Raw genomic sequence first — 23,608 nt, forward strand, 5'->3', positions numbered from 1 at the left:
GCACACCGCCAACCCAGAAACGAGAAAGGAATGACCATGGCGAGGAATAGCCGAGACAGGGAAATCTACCCCATTACGATCCGCGAACTGCAGGTCGATGACATCGAGGACATCACACCAGGGATGCGTCGCATTACTCTGACGGGCGAACAACTACGCGCCCATAGTGCGTTCGGCGTAGACGCACCACCGCTAGTCAGCGATGGTTTCGACGACGATATCCGCATCATCTTCCCAGACCCGGCCACCGGGGAGCGCCCTCACCCCATCACACGGGAGGACGCGACGGTGCTATGGCAAGAGGAGGTCAAAGATCTGTTTCGGACATATACCGTCCGTTCATTCGACGCCTCCCAGGGCCGCCTCGTCGTAGACTTCGCGCGGCATGGCCAAGGCCTGGCCGAGGACTGGTCCGCACGAGCTCGACCGGGAGATCCCCTGTATATCGCAGGGCCGAAGTCTTGCGCAGCGCTGCCCACCCACACTCCGTGGCTACTGATGGTGGGCGACGAGACGGCGCTGCCGGCGATTGCTCGCTGTATAGAGTCTTTGCCCGCCGGGTATAGGGCAGTGGCGATTATTGAGGTTGCCACGCGGGCACATGTCCAGCGACTGGAGTTCGAAGCACAGGTGGACATTCACTGGCAGGTGCGAGACGAGGGCGGGGACTTCGTGGCGAAAGCTACCGAGTTGTACGGAGAACACCCAGAGTGGGCGGCCGAGCCCGCCGCGATGCCCTATGTATGGGCTGCGGGAGAGGCCGGGCGATTGAAGGCGATCCGACGCTGGGTTCGAGCTCTGGGGATTCCGCGGGAAAACGTGGAGATTACGGGGTACTGGCGCGCAATGGCACCGGCACAATCGGAAGCAGGGGCGACGGCTACGCAGGGCGACAGTGAGGGGGCGGAGACAGGGGCTGTGATGAGCCACCGTAATGCGTTGATTGAGCTGCATGAACTCACCGAAATGGGGTCGGCGATTCTGGTGCGCCAAGCCGTAGGGTTGGGGATTTTTGGCCTGATTGATGAGGGCGCGGATCGAGTGGATCAACTGGCCGCAGCAACTGGCCTGCAGCAGGAGCTGGCTCTCCGGATTGCGCGCTACCTGGAGGCAGTGGGGTTAGTGACTTTGTCGGCGGATGCAGCACTGGATAGCTCAGCGGAGGATGTGGCGGACCAACGGGCGGTTCGAATCGGCCTCACTGCGCTGGGCAGCGAGTTGGCAAACCCGGATTCTCCAGTAAGGGATTGGATTACCGGGCCGGCAGCCGCCAAGACCGCAGCACTTGGCCAGCTAGGGCAGGCACTGCAGAATCCGGCTGATACGGGCGAGCACCGCTGGGACTATATTGTGCAAACCCAGCCACAACTGGCCGTGGAGGAACACGAACAGGCGGCCTCCAGCGCTCAGTGGTCGGCCCCGGCCGCAGCGGAGATTCTGAGCAGCAAGCTACTAGCGCGACAGGATGCTGGCTCGCTTCGGTGCGCGGTGGGAGGTCCGGCCGCGGCGGTGTATGCGGATGAGATTCTACGTAAGATACCGCAGGCCAACGCCGTGGTGTTGGGGTCGTTTTCGGAGGCAGAAGATGACGCAAGGATTTCAGTAGGCGCAACAACTGCAGCGATGACGGAGCCTGGGGCCAGCGCAGAGGAGGTTATGCTGCGCGATATTGCTCCACGCCGCCGGGATCGTGCTCGCTATAGTGCACTGCACGCTCCAACGGTTGGGCGTAGCGGTGAGGATGTGCGCCGGGCGGATTGGGCTGGCACAGTGGCTACTTTGTGCGAGCAGGTAGATGCTGTGGTGCTGGTTGATCCGTGGCGACGTTGGCCAGCTATAGAGCTGCAGCAGCTGGTAGCTGCCGTACTACGTTCTGGGGCGCAGCTGTTCCTGGTGACCCCAGTGTTGCAGGAAAGCGGGGCAGAGGATCATGACTACGAGGAAGATTTATCACGCCTCGTTCTGTATGGATCGCAGCTGCCCACGGCCCGTGTGATTGCGAAGCACCTGGCTGCCGTGGGTGCGGTAGCGCGTTCGCAGCAGGCGGTGGGGTGGAGTGCCCAGCTGTTCGAGGTGGGGAGGGGAGGTAGGTAACTGCCGGTGGTAGGGCGAACCTCAGGACATTTGTCTCGGGCGAAGCGTGTGGAGGAGCGGCGGACGTTTGGTGGTTTGCTAAACCGTTTCTAAAGTGCCCCCTGTCGGCTGGCCCCTAGCGGCTGAGCTGCCTCCATATCGGCGGCTACACATCCCCCAAAATAATTAACTTAGGGCAGCCTTTTGTGTGGTTAGCCTAATCTGTGTAAGATGGGCGCGATTGCTGAATCCACCGTAGCTGAAAGAGGCCATCAGTCTCTTGGGGCTACGGGTACTTTACAGCGCCTCAAAGAGTTCCTTACACGTTAGGCTTCCACATGTTTCGAAACAATTCGCTGACCCGTCGAGCGGCACTGAAGACCGCCGCTGTCTTGGCAGCATCCACTCTTGTTCTGTCTGGTTGCTCCCGAGGCGATGACGCGGCGGCGTCAAAAAATGAGGGCACCGGGGACGAGCGCATCGCCGCAGTTGGCCTGGGAGACAGCGATACTTTGCTCGCTCTAGGCATCCAACCAGTCCTCGTAGCGCCCTGGGGTGCTGAGGGAGATGTTGATGCGTCTGGCGTCGGCCCATGGGCTACCGAAAAGCTCGGCGACAACAAGCCTGAAGTAGTTTACGGTACTGCCAACGGATTCACTGCTGAAATCCTGGAGAAGATTTCCGCCGCTGATCCGGACAAGATCATTGCGGTGAACTCTGCCGTAGACGCGCAGGCGAAGAAGGCGCTTAATGACATCGCCACAACCACCGTCAAGCCAGACGGTGCCACGGACTGGCAGATCCCCTGGCGGGATCAGGTCAACCAGATCGCCGCTGCGGTGGACAAGAAGAGCGAAGGCGACAAGCTAGTCGAAGAGACGCAGAAGGCATTCGACGATTTCCAAAAGCAGCACCCTGAACTAAAGGGCAAGCGCGCAGCAATCGTCATGCCCTACGAAGGAAAAATCGGCCTCTACACCTCCGGTGACGGTCGAGGCCAGTTCATTGAGAACCTTGGCTTCGAGATCCCGAAGGAACTTGAAGGCAACAAGGGGGAGTTCTATCGCGACATCGCGCCAGAACACTATAGCGACCTCAACAACGTGGATTACCTGTTTGTCCTTGATTATCAGGGCGCGGCCGAAACCTTGAAGAAGGATCCGACCTTCAGCACATTGGATGTGGTTCGCAAGGGTAAGGTTCGTTGGATGGAGCAGAATGTAGGAAATGCCATGAGCATGCCAAACCCGCTGACCATCCCGTGGGCGACCAACAAGTTCGCTGACGCAATCTAGCTGCGGGATTCTGTGCTGAAGTTTCGATTCCCTGACACTGATCCTCTCCGCCAGCAGGCTGACCGTCAGGCAAAACGGCGCACCTTGCCTTTCGCACTTGGTGCACTGCTGTGCCTGGTGCTGTTGATGGTCGCTTCCCTGTACTTGGGTTCAAGGGGGCTTTCTTTTGGCGACGTGACCAGTATCCTCGCGCACGGCTCGAATCCAGCTGCGGAGACCGATGTGTCCACAGAGCAATCCACCATTATCTGGGACCTACGAGTTCCGCGTACTCTGCTAGCGGTGGTCGCGGGTGCGGCCCTCGCGATGGCGGGTGCCATTGCCCAAAGTTGGACGCGAAATCCCCTCGCGGACCCCGGCATTATCGGGGTGAACGCCGGTGCCGGTTTCGCGGTCGCCGCCGCCCTGACTATGGGCTGGGCGACCACGGTTGGAGAGCGGGCCATCATGGGTCTGATCGGCGCTACCGCTGCGGCCATCATCGTGTTGCTCGTCTCCCGAGTATCACGCGATCCGTTGACATTGGTGCTGGTAGGAGTGGGTGTAACCTTCGCCCTACAGGCTGCGACGAATATGCTGAGCCTCTATTCCTCCGACACCCTGGAAGGGCTGCGTCGCTGGACAGTCGGTTCTACGGCGGGACGCGGGATGGATGACGTGGCGATGGCCACCATTGGTCTAGCGCTGGGTGCCCTGTGCGCGGCACTCGCAGCGCGCCCGCTAGATTTGCTATCGATGGGCGAAGACACCTCCCAGGCACTCGGAGGATCGCCAGTGCGTGCGCGTTTGCTGGCAGCGTCCGCGGTGATTGTCCTTGCCGGTTCGGCCACGGCCACCGTGGGGCTAGTTACCTTCGTGGGCTTTGCTGTACCCCACCTGTTGCGCCCTTTCACTGGCCCGGCGCTGACCCGCCTGTTGCTACCTACGGCCGTTGTCGGCGGCGCCGCGGTGCTGCTGGCCGATATTGTCGGCCGCTTCGTACTGCAACCTAACGAGCTAGAAATGTCGATCGTCCTGGCAGTCATCGGTGCGCCGGTGATGATCCTTGCAGTCCGTCATCGGAAGAACTCCCTGTCCTCTCCTGACATGGAGGTGACGGTGTGATTGCCATGGAAGAATTCCAGAAGACCAAACGCACCCGAACAATTCGAACTTTGGTCTCTACCCTGGGCTTCGCCCTTATCGCGGCGCTGTGCTATTGCGTGATTTTGGGGCAGGGTGCGGTGAAACTCAGCCCTGCGGAGGTTATAGACGTCCTCACTGGCGGCGGTACACGGCAGGCTATCAATGTGGTGTGGGATCTCCGTCTACCCGTAGCAATCGCCACGGTGGTGGTCGGCGCTGCGCTCGGCCTTGCCGGTGCGTGGACCCAGACTATGGCCCGGAACCCGCTGGCCAGCCCGGATATTCTGGGTGTCTCTGGTGGTGCTGCGGTACTCGTCGTGGCAGGCACTGTGCTCTCGCGACCGGAGTGGAGCGAAAGCATACCCACCTACTGGTGGCGTGTGGGGCTCGCGCTCGTGGGGGCCGCAATGATCGTTGTTTTGCTCATTGTCCTCGGCGGTTTCGGTACGTCGCAGCGCGTAGTGGTGGTGGGCCTAGCGCTGTCTTTCCTAACCCAATCGCTTGTTCAGTATCTGTTGCTCAAGGCAGAGCTGACCCGTGCGGCCGATGCGCAGACCTGGCTCGCTGGATCCACGGGCTTCGTCCGTTCGGAAGCGCTGTTGCCTATGGGGTTGGGTTTGGTTCCTTTCGTCCTTGTAGGCCTCTTTGTTGCTCGTGACGTTCCTCTTCTTTCTCATGATGACGCCACCGCCTCCACACTCGGAGTGAATGTTCCAAGGTCACGTGCTGTCTTACTTGTAGCCGCGACGGGAATTGTTGCAGTTGTGGTCGCTTTCGTTGGCCCGATCGGGTTTGTGGCTTTGCTGGCGCCTCAGGTTGCCAAGCTGGTGGCTGGCACTCCCACACCTCACCCGGTGTGTTCTACCGCTGCCGGCGCAGCTCTGATGGCCGCGTGCGCTGTTATAGCCGGCGCCCTGCCTTTTACGGCACCGGTCGGTTTGGTGACCGCGATTATTGGCGGCCCTGCGCTGGTTTGGCTCGTGTGGCTGGCCGCGCGACGCGGAAGTATGAAAGGAATGATGTGATGAACGTTCACGTTGATAGCGTCACTGTGGGCTACAACGGTGGCCCAAGTATCGTCAAGGAAGTCTCTTTCGATGCGCAACCAGGGCAGGTCACTACGCTGCTCGGCCCCAATGGCTGTGGTAAGTCCACGCTGCTCAAGGCGCTTTCTCGGCTTCTTACTCCCGCCCAAGGGCGAGTTCTGGTGGGGGAGAAGGACGTGCATAGTTTGGGAGCGCGCGAAGCTGCACAGCTCATCGCGCTGTTGCCACAGCATCCGCTGTGTCCTTCTGGGCTGACCGTTGGAGAGCTCGTGGAGCGCGGACGGCACCCTTACCGTCGTGCGTTATGGGGCGGGGGCGCGACGGCGTCCCAAGATAAAAAGAAAGTTCTTGAGGCGCTGGAGAAAACGGGGACCGACGAGCTTGTCGCTCGTGACGTGGCGGAGCTATCGGGAGGCCAAAGGCAGCGTGTGTGGATGGCAATGGTGTTGGCGCAAGATACGCCGGTCGTGCTGCTGGACGAACCAACTACGTACCTAGACCCGGCGCATGCGATGGAGATTCTAGGTATCGTGCGCGAGCTCGCCCAGGAGGGCAAGACGGTCGTGATGGTACTGCACGACCTCAGCTTGGCCGGTAGCTTCAGCGACACAATGATCATGATGAAGGGCGGAAACAAGATCGCCCAGGGAACTCCGAAGGATGCGCTGACGGCGGACGTGCTGCGCGATGTCTATGGTCTGCAGGCCGAGGTGTGGGAAGACCCCCGCGGTCCGGCGCCGATCATCGTGCCGCGAGGAATTGTGGCTAATTAAGGTCGCGCCCTGCCAAGGAACCAATACGGGCACCACTGCACGGAGTCACTAGGGAGGTGCCAATTGGTTATCGCATGTCGACGAACCATTTTGCAGAGCTTCCCCTCGCCCGCAACCCAGACGTACTTCGACTGCGTTGCGGGATGGTCGGTGCGCTCGAGTTGCTGCAGGTGCGACATGGTCGCCGCCTGGAATTCCGTTGTCGTGCTAAAAAGGATCTCCAGGCTGCCCAGCCTATTTTCCCAGTCAGCTCTTAACAGAGGTTCCAGGTCGTGATGACTCTCGGCGATCACGATGAGGTGCATGTCGCGCAATTGTTCTGGCGCGAAGGCCTGCGTGTACTCCAAGATGGCGCGAACAGAGGGTACTGCGGATGGATCCGCGACCAGTGTTTGCGCATTCTGCGCGCGATGCCATAGCCCTTGGCAGGTCCAGATACCGACCTGGTCGCCGGCGCGAGTCCTAAGAACCCAGGCGAGCCCTGGTCCGACGTCGTTCTTGCAGGGGTTATTGACGCCATGTGTCACCACGTCAAAAGTGATTCGTCCCTGCTCTGGGTCGAATGCGCGAACTGTGTACCAGCGTAGATTCGGGCGTTGGCTAGCCGGCATAGCTGCTACGCTTGCTCGTATATTGGCACCGCCATCGTGGGATGGTAGGTGGAGCTCCCCACTGGGGTTCGGGGGCATTAAGAGTCCAAAGAACTCGTCGGGGCCGGAGAGTCGGAAGCCGACGAGCTCGGGGGAATGGACGGTTATCCGTCGCAGGTTTTCGGCTGGGGCGCTGACGCTGTAGACGGTGGCCCGGATGATGTGGTGGCTGGGGCTAGAAGGGGCGTGGATTAGCTTGTGATCAGCGAAGGCGGCGCGTTGGGTGGCGCTAACTGCGGGAGGCTCTAGTGTGGTCTGCCGTACTGCCATAATAGTGGTGAGCCTACCCTTGCTTCTCTAGAAATGGAAATGAGGTCCTGGAGTATGGCAGCGCAAAACCCCGCGGCGATCTTAGATCGCGGCGGGGCTTGGGGTCTCAGCTGAACGGACTCGTTCTAGCTTGAGAAGGCTGTTCTTACTTGAACAGCTTCTCGATCTTGCCGAAGTTGGAAGCCAGGGTAACGATGCCGGCAACCAGAGCACCAATGGTGGTGATCAGGGTGACGACGCTCTTCATCTTATCCAGGCCGGAGGTCTTGTCGTTCCAGCCGAAGAACTTGTCGGAGGAGTTAGCCAGCTTCTCCTGGCGCTCCTTCTTCTGCTTCTCCTTGTCGGTCAGCTCCTTGCTCGGATCGGTGTCGGTCTTGCCGCCGTCGTCGGTGCCGTTCCCGGTGTCGGTAGCAGCGGGGCCTGCGGTCGTGGTGTCGTCAGCAACTGCAGCGGTGGTACCAGCAACTGCAACGGTAGCGGCGGTGGTCAGAGCCAGGAGGGACTTCTTGAGCTTCATGTGTTAAATCCTCACAAAAAAGTTGGGGGCTTCGGCCTGTTCTCGGCCCGAGGTACGCCACACAACCTAGCACGGGTGCTGTATGGAAGCACAGTGGGAAATAGCTCTCCGTCCGTCTAAAGAGTCCTTGGTGGGGGCTGAAAGCCGTTTGAATGATTACTGGCGCGCGGCATTTCGGCATCGCACAAACGCGCTGCTTGGGACGAGGGGTGCATTTAGTGGGCGAGGGGCGGCGATCTTGAAAAGCTCTCAGTTTATAGTTGATGACGCGCTGGCGTGGGGAAATGTGGCTAGAAATCTGAATAATGCGCGGTTGTGGCGCTTCGTGAGGCACTGTCCGGAGCTCCCTTAAAAACCCCTTTGATGTCCAAAAATACTGATCTGCAAGGTGGCGTCATTAAGAAATGAGAAAGGGGCCAGCGGGGGTAGCGTAAATCACCCCCCGGTGGGTCAAATGGCGCCTCTACTCCCGAAGGACTGATAAGAGCGATTTTGTTGGGTCAGTAGGGGTGTGGAAGAATGTAGCGGTTGCCAGAAGGTGCATCGAGTTCACGAAGAACTGACTGCCACGCTGGCACAGACCGCGTGCGCGAGGGTCGGAAATCCCACGCACGATTCGCAAAAACATCTAGGTCAATTAGGAGACTCAAGTGATTCAGCAAGAATCGCGTCTGCGAGTTGCCGACAACACCGGTGCCCGGGAAATCCTGGTCATCCGTGCTCTCGGTGGTTCCGTTCGACGCTCCGCTGGTATCGGTGATGTCGTCGTAGCAACCGTCAAGGAAGCTGCACCGGGCGGCACCGTCAAGGCTGGCGACATCGTCAAGGCTGTCATCGTCCGCGCTAAGAAGGAGACCCGTCGTCCGGACGGCTCCTACATCGCATTCGACGAGAACGCGGCTGTCATCATCAAGGCAAACGACAACGATCCCCGCGGCACCCGTATCTTCGGCCCGGTCGCACGTGAGCTTCGCGACAAGAAGTTCATGAAGATCGTTTCCCTGGCTCCGGAGGTGCTCTAAATGAAGATCCGTAAGGGCGACACCGTACTGGTTATCTCCGGCCCGGACAAGGGTGCCAAGGGCAAGGTCATCGAGGCCTACCCGCAGCGCGACAAGGTCCTGGTCGAGGGCGTCAACCGAATCAAGAAGCACGTTGCAAACTCCGCTCCAGAGCGCGGCGCTGAGTCCGGCGGCATCGTTACCCAGGAAGCTCCGATCCACGTGTCCAACGTGATGGTCGTTGACTCCGACGGCAACCCGACCCGTATCGGCTACCGCTTCGACGAAGACGGTAAGAAGATCCGCGTGTCCAAGCGCAACGGGAAGGACATCTAACGATGAGCGAAAACTACACCCCACGTTTGAAGACTCGCTACCGTGAGGAGATCCGCGAGAAGCTGAACGGCGAGTTCAGCTACGAGAACGTCATGCAGATCCCGGGCGTCACCAAGGTTGTCGTCAACATGGGTGTCGGCGACGCTGCTCGCGATTCCAAGCTGATCAACGGCGCAATCGAAGACCTGACCAAGATCACCGGTCAGAAGCCGCAGATCCGCACCGCGAAGAAGGCTATCGCTAACTTCAAGCTGCGTGAAGGCATGCCCATCGGTGCCCGCGTTACCCTGCGTGGCGACCGTATGTGGGAGTTCCTGGACCGCCTGCTGACCGTCGCGCTGCCGCGTATTCGCGACTTCCGCGGCCTGTCCGACCAGCAGTTCGACGGCCACGGCAACTACACCTTCGGCCTGACCGAGCAGACCATGTTCTACGAAATCGACGTGGACAAGATCGACCGTCCGCGCGGTATGAACATCACCGTCGTGACCACTGCTACGAACGACGACGAAGGCCGCGCACTGCTGCGCGAGCTGGGCTTCCCGTTCAAGCAGAAGGGCTCCGCTGAGTAATTCAGTGCTGAGTCGCTAACGCAACAAAGACCCCCGCTTCCCCTTCGAGGAAACTTCGAAGGTAGGGAAGCGGGGGTCTTTCTATTTGTCTAGGTGCGCGCCAATCGGCACGGCTCGGTGGCCTCTTACTTGGAGGAACCCGGGATGCCTGCGAAGGTCTTTACGATCTTGCCGATGAAGCCCATGACGTCCTGGATCTTCTTCAGTACGGAGGTGGACTCGTCCCAGCCCATCAGCTTGTCGATGGAGCCCTTCAGCTTCTGGCCCTTCTCGCTGTCAGCGGAGCCGTTAGCCGGCTTGGACTCGTCCTCTGGCTTTGCTTCGTCGGCAGGCTTGGTCTCGTCGGCGCCAGCCTCGTTGTTGCCAGCCTCGTTCTCGGTGGCAGCAGCGGCCGGTGCGTCCTGCGCAGCCGGTGCCTCTTCAGCGGTAGCAGCCGGGATGCCAGCCATTGCGACGGAGGACGCTGCAGCCAGGGTGACGAGGGACTTCTTGAACTTCAAAGGAATCTCCTTTTCTTGAGGGGTGTTCGGATATGCGCGTTAAACGCGACTGTGGCCGACGAATCAACTGCGAATTGATTCGCGGCCAATAGCTTCGTACAAGGTGTACGTAAGGCATGTGTAATGAATGTGGGCTCAGTTTTTCAAGGCGCTGCCGAATAATGTGACATAACTCATGTAACGCGGGGGAGGCTGTCACGTTCGCCCTATTTGCCCCAGCGCCCAGCTCAGCGAATGTAGGTTGAAAGCGTGGATAATCCCTACAATCACCCCAGCGCTTTCGCCCTGAGCTGGCAAGGCTTCCAACACCTTCAGTCGTTGGATCCGATGTCTCTTGCCGCGCTGTGCGGTGGCCGCGCGCACATGACCATGGTCGCGGTGCAGCAACTCCTTCGCGAAGGTGACCTGCAGGTCGGGAACCTTGCCGACAAGCTCGGCCCGATCGCTCGGGTTCTACCGTCCACGCACAAGAACCACCTCTCAGTCTTGCGGCTCGTCACGCCTCTTCGTGCAACCCAGCCGTATCCTCGCGCGGTTCTGCGCCGCACCAAAGGTCGCCTGCGCTTCTTTGGTCGCCGCCGTTTATCGAAGGCGGTTGATTCTTTTGTGACGCCCCTTATTTCCGCCGGCCTTGTTCACCGACCAAAACGCCTACGTATTCGCGGGATTGGCGACTGCCGGGATCCTCAGCTCACGGAGGTAGGCGTGCAAGTACGCGATGCCCTGCGCAATCAGCTGGCAAGCGGGGGTGGCTATCAGACTCTCGCTGAGCGGGCGGGGGACTGGGAAAAGGATGTGCTCGCGGCGGTCTACGGCGAACGCTTCGTCCGCTCCCTTGATCCGCACCTGTGGGGGAGTATCACAGTTACGTTTGGTGGCGTGCCCGCGCGCGGACCTTTCGGGTTCGGCCGCGACTGGGATTGGGATGTGACGGACTTGCTGGATTTCTGGCCCTAGGGGCGTCCAGACCCAAACAGCGGCGATTTGGGTAAACCCGCAGGTGATTGCTAGAGTTATCGAGTCTTGCGTTGCCCCGTGCCCAAAACAGGGTTAGCAACGTGAGCAGTGTAAACATCAAACCACTTTGTTGTAGGCCCCTCGCCCAATAAAGCGGCCGCGCGGACACGGCGGCGAGCACCCCACGTTATTTAGCATGGGGCGCGCAAGTAGCCAGCAAGCGCGCGGTACACGCATCCTGGGTGGGCTGGGAACCGCAATGAGAAAGGCTATGGGTCAATACTTATGACCATGACTGATCCCATCGCGGACATGCTGTCCCGCGTGCGGAACGCATCTAACGCGTTCCACGATTCCGTCTCCATGCCTTCCTCCAAGATCAAGGCGAACATCGCTGAGATCCTGAAGGAGGAGGGTTACATCGCTAACTACACCGTCAATGACGCCAAGGTTGGCAAGACCCTGGACATCGAGCTGAAGTACGGCCCGTCCCGCGAGCGTTCTATCTCCGGACTGCGCCGTGTTTCCAAGCCGGGTCTTCGTGTGTACGCAAAGTCCAACGAGCTGCCGCAGGTTCTCGGCGGCCTGGGTGTGGCTATCATTTCCACGTCCCACGGCCTGCTGACTGACCGTGAGGCACAGAACAAGGGTGTGGGCGGAGAAGTTCTCGCCTACGTCTGGTAACTAGAGGAGGTCTAAACCATGTCTCGTGTTGGCAAGGCACCGGTGGCTGTCCCCTCTGGCGTCACCATCAACATCAACGGCCAGTCTGTAGAGGTCAAGGGCCCGAAGGGCACCCTGAACCTGGACATTCCGGCCCCGATCACCGTGGCACAGGAAGGCGATGAGATCGTCGTTTCCCGCCCGGATGATCACCGCAAGAATCGTTCCCTGCACGGCCTGTCCCGTTCCCTGGTCTTCAACATGATCGAGGGCGTGACCAAGGGCTACACCATCAACATGGAAATCTTCGGTGTTGGTTACCGTGTGCAGCTCAAGGGCAAGAACCTGGAGTTCGCACTGGGTTACTCCCACCCTGTGCTGATTGAGGCACCGGAGGGTATCACCTTCGCCGTGGATGGGAACACCAAGTTCTCCATCGCTGGTATCGACAAGCAGAAGGTCGGACAGATCGCCGCGAACATCCGTCGTCTGCGTAAGGACGATCCTTACAAGGGCAAGGGCATTCGCTACGAGGGCGAGCAGGTCCGTCGCAAGGTCGGAAAGACGGGTAAGTAATGAGCAACACTGCACAAAACGAAAAGCGTCTGCCGGTGGGCAAGGATATTTCCACCCGCCGTCGCACCGCACGCGCACGTCGTCACTTCCGTATCCGCAAGACCCTCTCCGGCACCCCGGAGACCCCGCGTCTGGTCGTTCACCGCACCTCTCGCCACATGCACGCACAGGTCATCGACGATGTTGCAGGCCACACCCTGGTCGCAGCTTCCACGATGGAAGCCGATGTGCGCGCAATGGAGGGCGACAAGAAGGCTCGCGGTGCGAAGGTCGGTCAGCTGATCGCCGAGCGCGCCAAGGCCGCTGGCATCGAGGCCGTCGTCTTCGACCGTGCGGGCTACAAGTACCACGGCCGCGTCGCCGCTCTGGCCGACGCTGCCCGCGAAGGTGGTCTGAAGTTCTAATGACCAACTCCACGAACAACACCAACGGAAGGAACGCGTGATGTCGGGACGTGAACGTAACGGCGGACGCTCCGCCGAGAACAACGACAACAACGAGCGCAACGAGCGTAACGGCCGCAACGATCGCAACAACGATCGCGGCGGACGCAACGATCGTCGCAACCAGCAGGACGAGCGCAGCCAGTTCATCGAGCGCGTGGTTACCATCAACCGCGTCTCGAAGGTTGTGAAGGGCGGTCGCCGCTTCAGCTTCACCGCGCTGGTTATCGTCGGCGACGGCCAGGGCATGGTCGGCGTCGGCTACGGCAAGGCTAAGGAAGTTCCTGCCGCAATTCAGAAGGGCGCAGAAGAGGCTCGCAAGAACTTCTTCCGCGTTCCGATGATCAACGGCACCATCACCCACCCGGTTCAGGGTGAGGCTGCTGCAGGCATCGTCATGATGAAGCCCGCAGCTCCTGGTACCGGTGTGATCGCCGGTGGCGCTGCCCGCCCGGTGCTGGAGTGCGCCGGCGTGCAGGACATCCTGTCGAAGTCCCTGGGCTCCGACAACGCCATCAACGTTGTCCACGCAACCGTAGACGGCCTGAAGCAGCTGGTCCGTCCGGAAGAGGTTGCCGCTCGCCGTGGCAAGCCTCTGGACGAGGTTGCTCCGGCCGCTATGCTGCGCGCACGTGCAGCGGGACAGGGGGCATAAGAAATGGCTTTGAAGATTACCCAGACCAAGGGCTTGGTCGGAACCAAGCCGAAGCAGCGCAATTCCATGCGCTCCCTCGGCCTGAAGCGCATTGGCCAGGCAGTTGTCCGCGAGGATAGCCCGATCGTCCGTGGCCAGATCAACGTTGTGCGCCACCTGGTCGAGGTCGAAGAAGTGGCAGGAGAGTAAACATGAGCGATCCAATTAAGCTCCACGACCTCCGCCCTGCTCCGGGCGCCAAGAAGGCCAAGACCCGCGTGGGTCGTGGTGAGGCGTCTAAGGGTAAGACCGCAGGTCGTGGTACCAAGGGCACCAAGGCTCGTAAGCAGGTTTCGGCAGCATTCGAGGGTGGCCAGATGCCACTGCACATGCGCCTGCCTAAGCTGAAGGGCTTCCGTAACCCCGCGAAGATCACCTACCAGGTGGTTAACGTTGCTGACCTGGAGAAGGCATTCTCCAAGGGTGGCGACGTCACCGTTGCTGACATCGTTGCAGCTGGCCTAGCTCGCAAGAACCAGCCGGTGAAGATCCTGGGCAACGGCGAGATCAGCGTGAAGCTGAACGTCACCGCTAACAAGTTCTCGGGTTCTGCAAAGCAGAAGATCGAGGCTGCAGGTGGCACCGTCACCGAGGCTAAGTAAGCGGCTGGCTAGATCCTAGCCGAACTTAGCCCTCACCCATCGCCCTGCCAGTGCGTTATTGCGCTGGCAGGGCGATTTTTTCTTTCCTATTGACGCCCACGTACCCACCGCCCCTCGTCTCCGGGAAGCGATACAGTCAGACCGTGAAGCGGTACTTGATATATTGCGTGCTATAGGTGGTACAGTTTCCTAAGCATTTGTCCTGTCTGCTAACCTGGCTAGGTTGCAATTAGTGTCGCCTCTTTACGCGGGCGTATCTTAAAGTGCAGGTGCGCTAGCGAATAGATCCCGCACAAAGGTAAGAAACTACACAGGAGGCCAAGTTTGTCCGCCATCTCCTCGGCGTTCAAGAACGATGATCTCCGCAAGAAGATTTTGTTCTCTCTTGCGATGGTTATCCTCTATCGCATCGGCGCCCAGATCCCAACCCCCGGCGTAGACTACGGCGGGATCCAAGCGCAGATCAATAGCCTGACGGATAGCTCGGCGATGTACTCGCTGATCAACCTGTTCTCAGGTGGCGCGCTGCTGAAGCTGTCTGTCTTCGCTGTTGGAATTATGCCGTACATTACGGCGTCCATTATTGTGCAGCTGCTGACCGTGGTGATCCCGAAGTTTGAGCAGCTGAAGAAGGAAGGCCAGTCCGGTCAGGCCAAGATGACGGAGTACACCCGTTACCTGACCGTCGCCCTCGCGCTTCTGCAGTCCGCCGGCATCGTGGCGCTGGCTGACCGTAAGCAGCTGCTGGGTCAGGGCGTGCCGGTGCTGAAGGAAGATACCGGCATCTTCGGCCTGATTGTGATGGTCATGGTCATGACCTCCGGTGCTGTGCTGCTGATGTGGATGGGCGAGTTGATCACCGACCGCGGCATCGGCAACGGTATGTCGCTGCTCATCTTCGCGGGTATCGCCACCGCGTTGCCGGGGCAGGGTGCATCCATCCTTGCAAGCTCCGGTGGCTTTGTGTTCGCCGGCGTGGTTGTTGGTGTGCTGATCCTGGTGGTCGGAGTGGTCTTCATCGAGCAGGGTCAGCGCCGCATCCCGGTCCAGTACGCAAAGCGCATGATCGGTCGCCGCCAGTACGGCGAGACCTCCACCTACCTGCCGCTGAAGGTCAACCAGGCTGGTGTGATCCCCGTGATCTTCGCGTCCTCGCTGCTGACCGTGCCGATCCTGATTACCCAGATCATCCAGTCCGGCAATCCGGAGGCCGCTGGCCAGGACAACTGGTGGAACCGCAACGTTATGACCGTGCTGTCTGACCCTGCGGCATGGCAGTACATCCTGGTGTACGTCGGTCTGATCATCTTCTTCTCCTTCTTCTACGTATCCGTCCAGTACGATCCCTACGATCAGGCGGATAACATGAAGAAGTACGGTGGCTTCATTCCAGGCATCCGCCCGGGTCGCCCGACCGCGGAGTACCTTGGATATGTGATGAACCGTCTGCTGATCGTCGGTTCCATCTACCTGGCTGTCATCGCTGCACTGCCGAACATCCTCATCAACATGGGCGTGCAGACGACTCAGGCCAGCGGCCAGGGCCAGATGCCCTTCGGTGGTACCGCCATCCTGATTCTGGTATCCGTTGCCCTGACCACGATCAAGCAACTCGAATCGCAAGTCATGCAGTCTAACTACGAAGGATTCCTGAAATGAGACTAGTTCTGCTCGGCCCTCCCGGCGCTGGCAAGGGCACTCAAGCTTCCCTGCTGTCCGATGCTCTGAAGATCCCGCACATCTCTACCGGTGATCTTTTCCGCGCCAACATCTCCCAGGGCACCGACCTGGGCAAGCAGGCGCAGGAGTACATGGATGCCGGCAAGCTGGTTCCAACCTCCGTGACTGCCAACATGGTGCGCGATCGCCTGAGCCAGGACGATGCCACCAAGGGCTTCCTGCTAGACGGCTTCCCCCGCACCATCGAGCAGGCTGAACTGCTGGAGCAGATGCTGCAGGAAGACGGCCACTCCCTGGACGCAGTGATCAACTACGTAGTCTCCGAGGATGTCGTCGTCGATCGCATGCTGGCCCGTGGACGCAACGATGACAACGAGGACACGATCCGCACCCGCCTGGAGGTCTACCGCAACGAGACCGCCCCGCTGATCGACCACTACAAGGACATTCTGCTGAACATCGACGCGGAGGGCACCGTGGAGGACATCTCCACCACCACGCTGAACGCGCTGGACAAGTAAACACCCGCGCAGTTCACAGCTGATCCCGCCAGCCGGCCCCACACGGTCCGACCTGGCGGGATTTGTGGTTCTGGGCGGCGAGGGGGCGTCATGGAACCAAGAAACAACAAGAACAGACAAGAAGTACAGGAAGAAGACAACACCAATGGGCTTCCGGCGTAGGAACAAAAAGATTGCGGCGAAGACACCCGAGCAGCTAGATGCGATGCAGGCTGCAGGCGAGATCGTGGGGCTGGCGCTGCAGGAGGTCAAGAAGGCGGCGGCGCCGGGCAAGACGACGCTCGACCTCGACCGCGTGGCCGAGCAGGTGATCCGCGACCACGGTGCAATCCCAACTTTCAAGGGCTACGGCGGTTTCCCGGGCTCCATTTGTGCGAGCCCGAACGACATGATCGTCCACGGCATCCCAGCCGCAGATGTGGTGTTGAAGGAAGGCGACCTGATCTCCATCGACTGTGGAGCTACGCTGAATGGCTGGGTGGGGGATTCCGCCTGGACTTTCGGGATCGGGGAGATCGCTGAGGAGCACGATCGGCTGAACCGAGCAACCGAATGGGTTCTGCACGAAGGGCTGAAGGCTATGATCCCGGGAAATCGGCTGACCGATGTGTCCTGGGCACTGGAGAAAGCGACGGACGCAGCCGAGGAGAAATTCGACGTGGAACTGTGGATCGTCGACGGCTATGGCGGCCACGGTATCGGGCGCACCATGCATGAGGATCCGTACCTGGCCAACGAAGGCCGCGGCGGGCGCGGGCCGGAAATTCAGGAAGGATCCGTGCTGGCCATCGAGCCGATGCTGGCGCTGGGGACTGCCGATTCCCGCGTGCTCGACGACGAGTGGTCGGTGGTGACGTTGGACGGCAGCTTTTCCTCGCACTGGGAGCACACAGTCGCCGCGACCGCCGACGGGCCGCGGATCCTGACGCCCCGGAAGTGACGCCGGGGGATGGTGGGCGGAGGGTGATTATTGGAGAAAGAAGTAGTCAGAGTAGGCTAAACATAATCGTTTCATGAGAACCTACAAGCTCCTATGAGCGCCGACATGAGGGAAGAACTGGCATGAACCTATCCCGAGTACTTAAATCGCTGCTTTTCAAGATCATCGTTGCCATTGGCCTGGGCATTCTGTGCAGCCTGTTCTTCCCGGAGTGGGCCGGCCGTACATTCGCTACGTTTAATGGTCTGTTCTCCGGTTTCCTGGGATTCTTTGTTCCGGTTCTGATCTTCTCCCTCATCACGCCGGCGATCGCCAGCCTGGGACGTGGGGCAGGGAAGTGGCTAGGCGTGACCGCTGGTATCGCTTACGTCTCCACCATCATCTCCGGCCTGATCGCCTATGGAGTGGCAGAGGGCACCTACCCGTCCCTGTTGAGCAATGAATCCATGATCAAGGCGGAAGACATCGACGAAGGTGCGCTGCAGCCGTTCTTCTCCGTTGAGATGGATCCGCCGATGGGCGTGATGTCGGCACTGCTGCTGGCCTTCACCGTCGGCATTGCTTTGGCTTCGATGCGCACGGAGGTGCTGTACAGGGGAGCCGAGGAACTTCGCGAGGTCAGCATGAACGTCATCCAGAAGTTCATCATTCCTCTGTTGCCGATCTACATCTTTGGCGTGTTCCTGACTATGGGTATGAACGGCAACTTGAAGTTAACCCTGACCCAGTTCTCGAAGGTGCTGATCCTGGCTGTTCTAATGACCTGGGTGATCCTGGCGCTCCAGTTCCTGCTGGCCGGGCTTTTTGCCGGACGCAATCCACTGACTGCCCTGAGGAACATGATGCCCGCCTACTTCACCGCGCTGGGTACCTCGTCTTCCGCGGCAACCATTCCTGTGACCCTGGAATGCACACGCAAGAACGGCGTTTCCCAGTCCGTGGCTGACTTCGTGGTGCCGCTGTGCGCCACGGTGCACCTGTCCGGCTCTATGCAGAAGATCGCCCTGTTCGCATTCTCCATTGTGTACATGACGGGAATCGACATGTCCCCGGGGATGGCGCTGGGCTTCATCTTCCTGCTGGGTGTGATGATGATTGCCGCTCCGGGCGTTCCGGGTGGCGCCATTATGGCAGCCGTTGGCCTGCTGCAGTCCCAGCTGGGCTTCGATGATGGCCAGGTGGCACTGATGATCGCTGCCTACATCGCCATCGACTCCTTCGGTACTGCATGTAACGTCACGGGCGACGGTGCGATCGCGCTGACTGTCAACCGCTTGGCGAAGGGACAGCTGCGCCGCGAAGAGCAGCACGCCTAAACCAGCGTTTTGGTATCCCCGCAGGTCGCGTGTATTGTAATCAGGTGGTGCATGGGCTTTCAGTACCCGACGGGTTCGATGATTCGGACCATGGCTGTTTAAGACAGTCAGCCTGAGTGCGGAAAAACCAGTGCCACATGTAGCAAAACATCACCCATCCAGCTAAAAGAGCTGGGGAAGCGTTGGAGGATATGGCAAAGAAGGAAGGCGCCATCGAGGTTGAGGGTCGCATCGTCGAGCCTCTGCCAAATGCGATGTTCCGTGTCGAGCTGGACAATGGCCACAAGGTATTGGCTCACATTTCCGGCAAGATGCGCCAGCACTACATCCGTATCCTCCCGGAGGATCGGGTTGTCGTGGAGCTGTCTCCCTACGACCTGACCCGCGGGCGCATCGTTTACCGCTACAAGTAATACGTCAAGCCTCCACACATCCAATCTAGGAAGTGCTCTTAACAGCACTTTTTAGTCACTACCTCTGGCCGCGGCGGCCGGAGCCCTCCTTCCAACACCTCAACAGTTGGGGTGTTGGTTTCGCACATTCAGGCACCTGGTGCCTACACAGTCCCTTCCGTGGCTGCGCGCGAAATACTCGAAGGATCAACAGGGACGAGTGTGGAGAAAACCGCCGCTAAACCGGAAGGAAAATGCCCTATGGCACGCCTTGCTGGTGTTGACCTGCCACGCGAAAAGCGCATGGAGGTCGCACTGACCTACATCTTCGGAATCGGCCCCGCCCGTTCCAAGGAGCTGCTGGAAAAGACCGGCATCTCCCCTGATCTTCGCTCCAAGGATCTGACCGACGAGCAGCTGTCCGCTCTGCGTGACGTTATCGAGAACACCTGGAAGGTGGAGGGTGACCTCCGCCGCGAGATCCAGGCCGATATTCGCCGCAAGATCGAGATTGGTTCCTACCAGGGGCTGCGCCACCGCCGTGGTCTGCCGGTTCGTGGTCAGCGCACCAAGACCAATGCTCGTACCCGCAAGGGACCCAAGAAGACGATCGCAGGAAAGAAGAAGTAACCTATGCCTCCGAAGACTCGTTCCGGCGCGCGCCGTACTGGCCGTCGCGTCGTAAAGAAGAATGTGGCCAACGGCCACGCATACATCAAGTCCACCTTCAACAACACCATCGTGTCCATCACGGACCCGAAGGGCGCTGTGATTTCCTGGGCTTCCTCGGGCCACGTCGGCTTCAAGGGCTCCCGTAAGTCCACCCCCTTCGCTGCTCAGATGGCTGCCGAGTCCGCTGCCCGCAAGGCAATGGACCACGGCATGAAGAAGGTTGACGTTTTCGTTAAGGGTCCGGGCTCCGGCCGCGAGACCGCTATCCGTTCCCTGTCCACCGCGGGCCTCGAGGTCGGCACCATCGCCGACGTCACCCCTCAGCCGCACAACGGCTGCCGCCCGCCGAAGCGTCGTCGCGTCTAAAGAGAAGAAAGGATTAGGGATTAACAATGGCTCGTTATACCGGCCCCGCAACCCGTAAGTCCCGTCGCCTCCGCGTCGACCTCGTCGGCGGCGACAACTCCTTCGAGCGTCGCCCCTACCCTCCGGGGCAGGCTGGCCGTGCTCGCATCAAGGAGTCCGAGTACCTGCTGCAGCTGCAGGAGAAGCAGAAGGCGAAGTACACCTACGGCGTACTGGAGAAGCAGTTCCGCCGCTACTACGCAGAGGCCAACCGTCGCCCGGGTAAGACCGGTGACAACTTGGTCATCCTGCTGGAGTCTCGCCTGGATAACGTTGTTTACCGTGCAGGTCTGGCACGCACCCGTCGTCAGGCTCGCCAGCTAGTTTCCCACGGTCACTTCACCGTGAACGGCAAGAAGATCAACGTTCCCTCCTTCAAGGTCTCCCAGTACGACATCATCGACGTGCGTGAAAAGTCCCGTTCGATGCTGTGGTTCGAAGAGGCTCAGGAGAACCTGGTCGATACGATCGTTCCTGCTTGGCTGCAGGTCGTACCGGCAACCCTGCGCATCCTCGTGCACCAGCTGCCCGAGCGCGCTCAGATCGACATTCCGCTGCAGGAACAGCTGATCGTCGAGCTCTACTCGAAGTAAAACTGACGGTCTAATTCGTTAGACTTACTTCGGATAGAACACCAAACGCGGTTTCTACCGTCCGCACCGTCCACCAAACCCGGTGGCGGTTGTCCCCGTAACGGCGTCATATAGCGGTCGCCGAAAAAGGAGAAGCTTAAACATGCTCATCTCGCAGCGCCCCGCGCTCACCGAAGAGTTCATCGATGATTCCCGCTCCCGGTTCGTTATCGAGCCACTGGAGCCGGGCTTTGGCTACACGCTGGGTAACTCCCTGCGCCGGACCCTGCTGTCGTCCATCCCGGGCGCGGCAGTGACCTCCCTGCGCATCGAGGGTGTGCTCCACGAGTTCACCACCATCCCGGGTGTGAAGGAAGATGTTTCCGACATCATCCTGAATATCAAGTCCCTGGTTCTGTCCAGCGACTCCGATGAGCCCGTCGCGATGTACATCCGCAAGGAAGGCCCGGGCGAGGTTACCGGCGCTGACGTTGAGGTTCCGGCTGGCGTTGAGGTCCACAGCAAGGACCTGCACATCGCCACGCTGAACGAGCAGGGCAAGCTGGAGATCGAGATGACCGTCGAGCGTGGCCGTGGCTACGTTCCGGCTGCCCCGGCTTCTTCTGAGATCGGACGTATCCCGGTCGACCAGATTTACTCTCCGGTTCTGAAGGTCAGCTACAAGGTCGAGGCAACCCGTGTGGAACAGCGCACGGACTTCGACAAGCTGATTCTGGACGTGGAGACGAAGAACTCCATCACCGCCCGCGATGCCATGGCATCCGCAGGTAAGACCCTGGTGGAGCTGTTCGGTCTGGCTCAGGAGCTGAACTACGAAGCAGAGGGCATCGAGATCGGCCCGTCGCCGCAGGAAAGCGAGCACATCGCTGCCTACAGCATGCCGATCGAGGACCTGAACTTCTCCGTCCGCTCTTACAACTGCCTGAAGCGTGAAGAGATTCACACCGTCGGCGAGCTGGCTGCCCGCACGGAGTCCGACCTGCTGGACATCCGTAACTTCGGCCAGAAGTCCATCAACGAGGTCAAGGTCAAGCTGGCTGGCTTGGGCCTGGGCCTGAAGGACGCTCCGGAGGGCTTCGATATCACTGATATCGAGGGCTACGACGCAGAGACCGGCGAGTTCATCGACACCGAGGGCGAGGACATCGCGGAATAACCGGTGGTTAACCGCACGCGCTCACTGATTTAAAGATCCACACGAGGAGAACTAATGCCTACCCCAAAGAAGGGCGCCCGCCTGGGCGGTTCTGCTTCCCACCAGAAGAAGATCCTGTCCAACCTCGCTGCTCAGCTGATTGAGCACGGCGCCATCAAGACCACGGACGCTAAGGCTAAGCTGCTGCGCCCCTACGTCGAGAAGATCATCACCAAGGCCAAGCGCGGCACCCTGGCGGATCGCCGCAACGTGCTGAAGCTCATCCCGAACAAGGAAGTTGTTGCTTACCTGTTCAACGAGCTGGCTCCGAAGTTCGAAGGCCGTCCGGGTGGCTACACCCGCATCATCAAGCTGGAGAACCGCAAGGGCGACAACGCTCCGATTTCCCAGATCTCCCTGGTGACGGAGCAGCTGGTTTCCACCGAGGCAGAGCGTGCTAACCGCGTTGCTGCTTCTAAGGCCAAGAAGGCTGAGGCTGAGGCTGAAGAGGCTAAGGCTGAGGAGACCAAGGCTGAGGAGGCTCCGGAGGTTGAGGCTGACACCGCAACCGACGAGGCTGCCAAGGCAGAGGCCGCTGAGGCTGAGGCTGAAGAGGCTAAGGCTGACGAGGCTGCCGAGGACAAGTAAGTCCGGCGCCCCCGCCAAGCTCTCAGGCGGGCCACGGTTACCCATCCGGGTAGCTCGTGGCCCGCCTTTTTGTTTTTGTTTATGGACGCCACCCGCCCCAACCATCACCGATGTCGTTGAGGCGTAACAACTCGCCTGTGCAAGGTCTGTAAAGTCCGCCACTGGGCTGGCATGTGTCGCTGAAACGGAATTTTGTGTCTGCGGTGGTGGGTGAGCGGTGGGGTCGGACTGGCATATGTCGCTAGAACGGAATTTTGTGTCTGCGGTGGCGGGTGAGCGGTGGGGTCGGACTGGCATGTGTCGCTAGAACGGGAATGCGTTATTGGGAACCAATTGCAGTTGCGTAAATCTGCAGGTCAGAGAGTTTTCATCTTCGTCTGTGTCCATTTTCGGATCACAGATTCCCGTTCTAACGACATTTGCCGGATTTTAGGGGCCTGTATTCCCGTTCTAACGACATCTGTGCAGGCATTGAGCAGCGAAGCAGGAAAGCAGGGGAAAGACAGGGCGAAGCAGGGGAAAGACAGGGGGAAGCAGGGGAAGCAGCGAAGCAGGGGAAAGGCAGGGGCAGTAGCCGGCGGCTAGTCCAGCTCTAGCTCCGGTTCCTCGGCCCGGGCCTGCTCGAACACTTCCTTCGCCGCCGACAGGTTAATCAGGCCGATAATCACGCCGACCACGATGTCCGGCCATGCGCTGACCCAGAACATCATCACCACGCCCGCGCCGAGGATCAGCAGGTTGGCCGCCGCATCATTGCGCGCCGCCAGCCAAGCACCCTGCACCAGCGCACTATCCGCCCCGCGCAGTCGCAGCAAAAGGACTGCGCAGACCAGGTTGATTACCAGCGCGCCGATGGCCGTCACGCTCAGAGTCGTCGGTTCCGGCGGATGCCCCGTCCACACCTTCCAGGCCGCCGTGCCGAAGGCGGCGAAAGCTGGAATCAGGATCAACCCCGCCAGGGCGTAGCTGGCCTTTCGCCGACTGGCCACCGACCACCCCAGCGCGGTCAGCACCAGAACGTTGATGAGAGTGTCTTCGAGGAAGTCTGCGGCGTCCGCAAATAGGGCGGCAGAACCAATGACCAGCGCAATAGTCACCTCAACGGCGAAGCCAAGGCCGTTGAGTGCGGCGACCCATGCGACCAGACGTCGCGCGCGGGAGTCGAGGGTGGAGGCGGAGAATTCGTTGTCGTGCACGCAGACTAGACTAAGGC

Annotated in this window: 29 protein-coding genes; 25 read left to right on the plus strand and 4 right to left on the minus strand. The window is 60.0% G+C overall.

Annotation, left to right across the window (positions count from 1 at the left end):
* The first annotated feature begins 36 nt into the window (after nt 1-36).
* From CRD15_RS05280 to CRD15_RS05300, 5 genes are all read left to right on the plus strand, one after another.
* Nucleotides 37-2,094: a siderophore-interacting protein gene (locus CRD15_RS05280; RefSeq protein ID WP_187402091.1), complete on the plus strand. Its 2,058-nt coding sequence runs from the start codon at nt 37-39 to the stop codon at nt 2,092-2,094.
* Nucleotides 2,095-2,411: 317 nt separating this feature from the next.
* A complete protein-coding gene (locus tag CRD15_RS05285; protein WP_034971083.1) occupies nt 2,412-3,368 on the plus strand; it encodes an ABC transporter substrate-binding protein in 957 nt (318 codons plus the stop codon).
* A 126-nt stretch (nt 3,369-3,494) separates the two neighbouring features.
* Nucleotides 3,495-4,472: an iron ABC transporter permease gene (locus CRD15_RS05290; RefSeq protein ID WP_080716627.1), complete on the plus strand. Its 978-nt coding sequence runs from the start codon at nt 3,495-3,497 to the stop codon at nt 4,470-4,472.
* Between the two features lie 5 nt (nt 4,473-4,477).
* On the plus strand, nt 4,478-5,518 hold the full coding sequence (locus CRD15_RS05295; protein WP_034971306.1) for an iron chelate uptake ABC transporter family permease subunit: 1,041 nt from the start codon (nt 4,478-4,480) through the stop codon (nt 5,516-5,518).
* Nucleotides 5,518-6,312 carry an ABC transporter ATP-binding protein gene (locus CRD15_RS05300; protein WP_034971085.1) on the plus strand — a complete coding sequence of 265 codons (795 nt, stop codon included), beginning with the start codon at nt 5,518-5,520 and terminating at the stop codon, nt 6,310-6,312. Before CRD15_RS05295 ends, CRD15_RS05300 begins: the two co-directional genes overlap by 1 nt.
* Here the strand turns inward: CRD15_RS05300 and CRD15_RS05305 are convergent.
* On the minus strand, nt 6,309-7,232 hold the full coding sequence (locus CRD15_RS05305; RefSeq protein ID WP_034971086.1) for a siderophore-interacting protein: 924 nt from the start codon (nt 7,230-7,232) through the stop codon (nt 6,309-6,311). The two genes, CRD15_RS05300 and CRD15_RS05305, sit on opposite strands and share 4 nt — an antisense overlap.
* Nucleotides 7,233-7,377: 145 nt before the next feature.
* On the minus strand, nt 7,378-7,749 hold the full coding sequence (locus CRD15_RS05310; RefSeq protein ID WP_043012330.1) for a hypothetical protein: 372 nt from the start codon (nt 7,747-7,749) through the stop codon (nt 7,378-7,380).
* A 650-nt stretch (nt 7,750-8,399) separates the two neighbouring features.
* Between CRD15_RS05310 and rplN the strand changes: the two genes are divergently transcribed.
* Genes rplN through rplE form a run of 3 tightly spaced genes read left to right on the plus strand, consistent with a single transcriptional unit; the run spans nt 8,400 to nt 9,658 of the window.
* On the plus strand, nt 8,400-8,771 hold the full coding sequence (rplN, locus tag CRD15_RS05315) for a 50S ribosomal protein L14 (protein ID WP_034971088.1): 372 nt from the start codon (nt 8,400-8,402) through the stop codon (nt 8,769-8,771).
* Nucleotides 8,772-9,086 (plus strand): 50S ribosomal protein L24, encoded by a 315-nt coding sequence (gene rplX, locus CRD15_RS05320; protein WP_005291939.1) that lies wholly within the window; start codon nt 8,772-8,774, stop codon nt 9,084-9,086.
* 2 nt (nt 9,087-9,088) lie between these two features.
* On the plus strand, nt 9,089-9,658 hold the full coding sequence (gene rplE / locus CRD15_RS05325) for a 50S ribosomal protein L5 (RefSeq protein ID WP_034971089.1): 570 nt from the start codon (nt 9,089-9,091) through the stop codon (nt 9,656-9,658).
* A 125-nt stretch (nt 9,659-9,783) separates the two neighbouring features.
* On the opposite strand, the gene CRD15_RS05330 is transcribed toward rplE, so the two are convergent.
* Entirely contained in the window at nt 9,784-10,158 is a 375-nt protein-coding gene (locus tag CRD15_RS05330; protein WP_187402092.1) for a hypothetical protein, read from the minus strand.
* Between the two features lie 249 nt (nt 10,159-10,407).
* On the opposite strand from CRD15_RS05330, the gene CRD15_RS05335 reads away from it, so the two are divergent.
* From CRD15_RS05335 to rplQ, 17 genes are all read left to right on the plus strand, one after another.
* Nucleotides 10,408-11,115: a hypothetical protein gene (locus CRD15_RS05335; RefSeq protein WP_187402093.1), complete on the plus strand. Its 708-nt coding sequence runs from the start codon at nt 10,408-10,410 to the stop codon at nt 11,113-11,115.
* 285 nt (nt 11,116-11,400) lie between these two features.
* Entirely contained in the window at nt 11,401-11,799 is a 399-nt protein-coding gene (rpsH, locus tag CRD15_RS05340; protein ID WP_034971093.1) for a 30S ribosomal protein S8, read from the plus strand.
* A gap of 18 nt (nt 11,800-11,817) precedes the next feature.
* Nucleotides 11,818-12,354: a 50S ribosomal protein L6 gene (gene rplF, locus CRD15_RS05345; protein WP_034971094.1), complete on the plus strand. Its 537-nt coding sequence runs from the start codon at nt 11,818-11,820 to the stop codon at nt 12,352-12,354.
* Nucleotides 12,354-12,758, plus strand: coding sequence for a 50S ribosomal protein L18 (gene rplR, locus CRD15_RS05350; protein ID WP_034971095.1), 405 nt, complete (start codon nt 12,354-12,356; stop codon nt 12,756-12,758). Before rplF ends, rplR begins: the two co-directional genes overlap by 1 nt.
* 40 nt (nt 12,759-12,798) lie before the next feature.
* Nucleotides 12,799-13,452 (plus strand): 30S ribosomal protein S5, encoded by a 654-nt coding sequence (gene rpsE / locus CRD15_RS05355; RefSeq protein ID WP_187402094.1) that lies wholly within the window; start codon nt 12,799-12,801, stop codon nt 13,450-13,452.
* 3 nt (nt 13,453-13,455) lie between these two features.
* The gene (gene rpmD, locus CRD15_RS05360; protein WP_034971097.1) at nt 13,456-13,641 is read left to right on the plus strand and encodes a 50S ribosomal protein L30; all 186 of its coding nucleotides are present in this window, start codon (nt 13,456-13,458) and stop codon (nt 13,639-13,641) included.
* 2 nt (nt 13,642-13,643) lie between these two features.
* Nucleotides 13,644-14,093 (plus strand): 50S ribosomal protein L15, encoded by a 450-nt coding sequence (gene rplO / locus CRD15_RS05365; RefSeq protein WP_034971098.1) that lies wholly within the window; start codon nt 13,644-13,646, stop codon nt 14,091-14,093.
* A gap of 324 nt (nt 14,094-14,417) precedes the next feature.
* Nucleotides 14,418-15,752, plus strand: coding sequence for a preprotein translocase subunit SecY (gene secY, locus CRD15_RS05370; protein ID WP_034971099.1), 1,335 nt, complete (start codon nt 14,418-14,420; stop codon nt 15,750-15,752).
* On the plus strand, nt 15,749-16,294 hold the full coding sequence (locus CRD15_RS05375; protein WP_035001359.1) for an adenylate kinase: 546 nt from the start codon (nt 15,749-15,751) through the stop codon (nt 16,292-16,294). Before secY ends, CRD15_RS05375 begins: the two co-directional genes overlap by 4 nt.
* A 145-nt stretch (nt 16,295-16,439) precedes the next feature.
* Nucleotides 16,440-17,234 carry a type I methionyl aminopeptidase gene (gene map, locus CRD15_RS05380; protein WP_034972460.1) on the plus strand — a complete coding sequence of 265 codons (795 nt, stop codon included), beginning with the start codon at nt 16,440-16,442 and terminating at the stop codon, nt 17,232-17,234.
* A 122-nt stretch (nt 17,235-17,356) separates the two neighbouring features.
* Nucleotides 17,357-18,550: a dicarboxylate/amino acid:cation symporter gene (locus tag CRD15_RS05385; protein ID WP_034992874.1), complete on the plus strand. Its 1,194-nt coding sequence runs from the start codon at nt 17,357-17,359 to the stop codon at nt 18,548-18,550.
* Nucleotides 18,551-18,741: 191 nt separating this feature from the next.
* Nucleotides 18,742-18,963: a translation initiation factor IF-1 gene (infA, locus tag CRD15_RS05390; RefSeq protein ID WP_005519800.1), complete on the plus strand. Its 222-nt coding sequence runs from the start codon at nt 18,742-18,744 to the stop codon at nt 18,961-18,963.
* 240 nt (nt 18,964-19,203) lie between these two features.
* Nucleotides 19,204-19,572, plus strand: coding sequence for a 30S ribosomal protein S13 (gene rpsM, locus CRD15_RS05395; RefSeq protein WP_005291872.1), 369 nt, complete (start codon nt 19,204-19,206; stop codon nt 19,570-19,572).
* A gap of 3 nt (nt 19,573-19,575) precedes the next feature.
* Nucleotides 19,576-19,980, plus strand: a complete 405-nt coding sequence (gene rpsK, locus CRD15_RS05400; protein WP_005291870.1) for a 30S ribosomal protein S11 — start codon at nt 19,576-19,578, stop codon at nt 19,978-19,980.
* A 26-nt stretch (nt 19,981-20,006) separates the two neighbouring features.
* The gene (rpsD, locus tag CRD15_RS05405) at nt 20,007-20,612 is read left to right on the plus strand and encodes a 30S ribosomal protein S4 (RefSeq protein WP_034971104.1); all 606 of its coding nucleotides are present in this window, start codon (nt 20,007-20,009) and stop codon (nt 20,610-20,612) included.
* A gap of 142 nt (nt 20,613-20,754) precedes the next feature.
* Nucleotides 20,755-21,768 carry a DNA-directed RNA polymerase subunit alpha gene (locus tag CRD15_RS05410; RefSeq protein ID WP_034972456.1) on the plus strand — a complete coding sequence of 338 codons (1,014 nt, stop codon included), beginning with the start codon at nt 20,755-20,757 and terminating at the stop codon, nt 21,766-21,768.
* A gap of 54 nt (nt 21,769-21,822) precedes the next feature.
* A complete protein-coding gene (gene rplQ / locus CRD15_RS05415) occupies nt 21,823-22,395 on the plus strand; it encodes a 50S ribosomal protein L17 (protein ID WP_187402095.1) in 573 nt (190 codons plus the stop codon).
* Nucleotides 22,396-22,976: 581 nt separating this feature from the next.
* Here rplQ and CRD15_RS05420 read toward each other — a convergent pair.
* Nucleotides 22,977-23,591: a cation transporter gene (locus CRD15_RS05420; RefSeq protein ID WP_187402096.1), complete on the minus strand. Its 615-nt coding sequence runs from the start codon at nt 23,589-23,591 to the stop codon at nt 22,977-22,979.
* Nucleotides 23,592-23,608: the final 17 nt, after the last annotated feature.

Source organism: Corynebacterium sp. LK28 (assembly GCF_014335105.1).
GTDB lineage: Bacteria > Actinomycetota > Actinomycetes > Mycobacteriales > Mycobacteriaceae > Corynebacterium > Corynebacterium macclintockiae.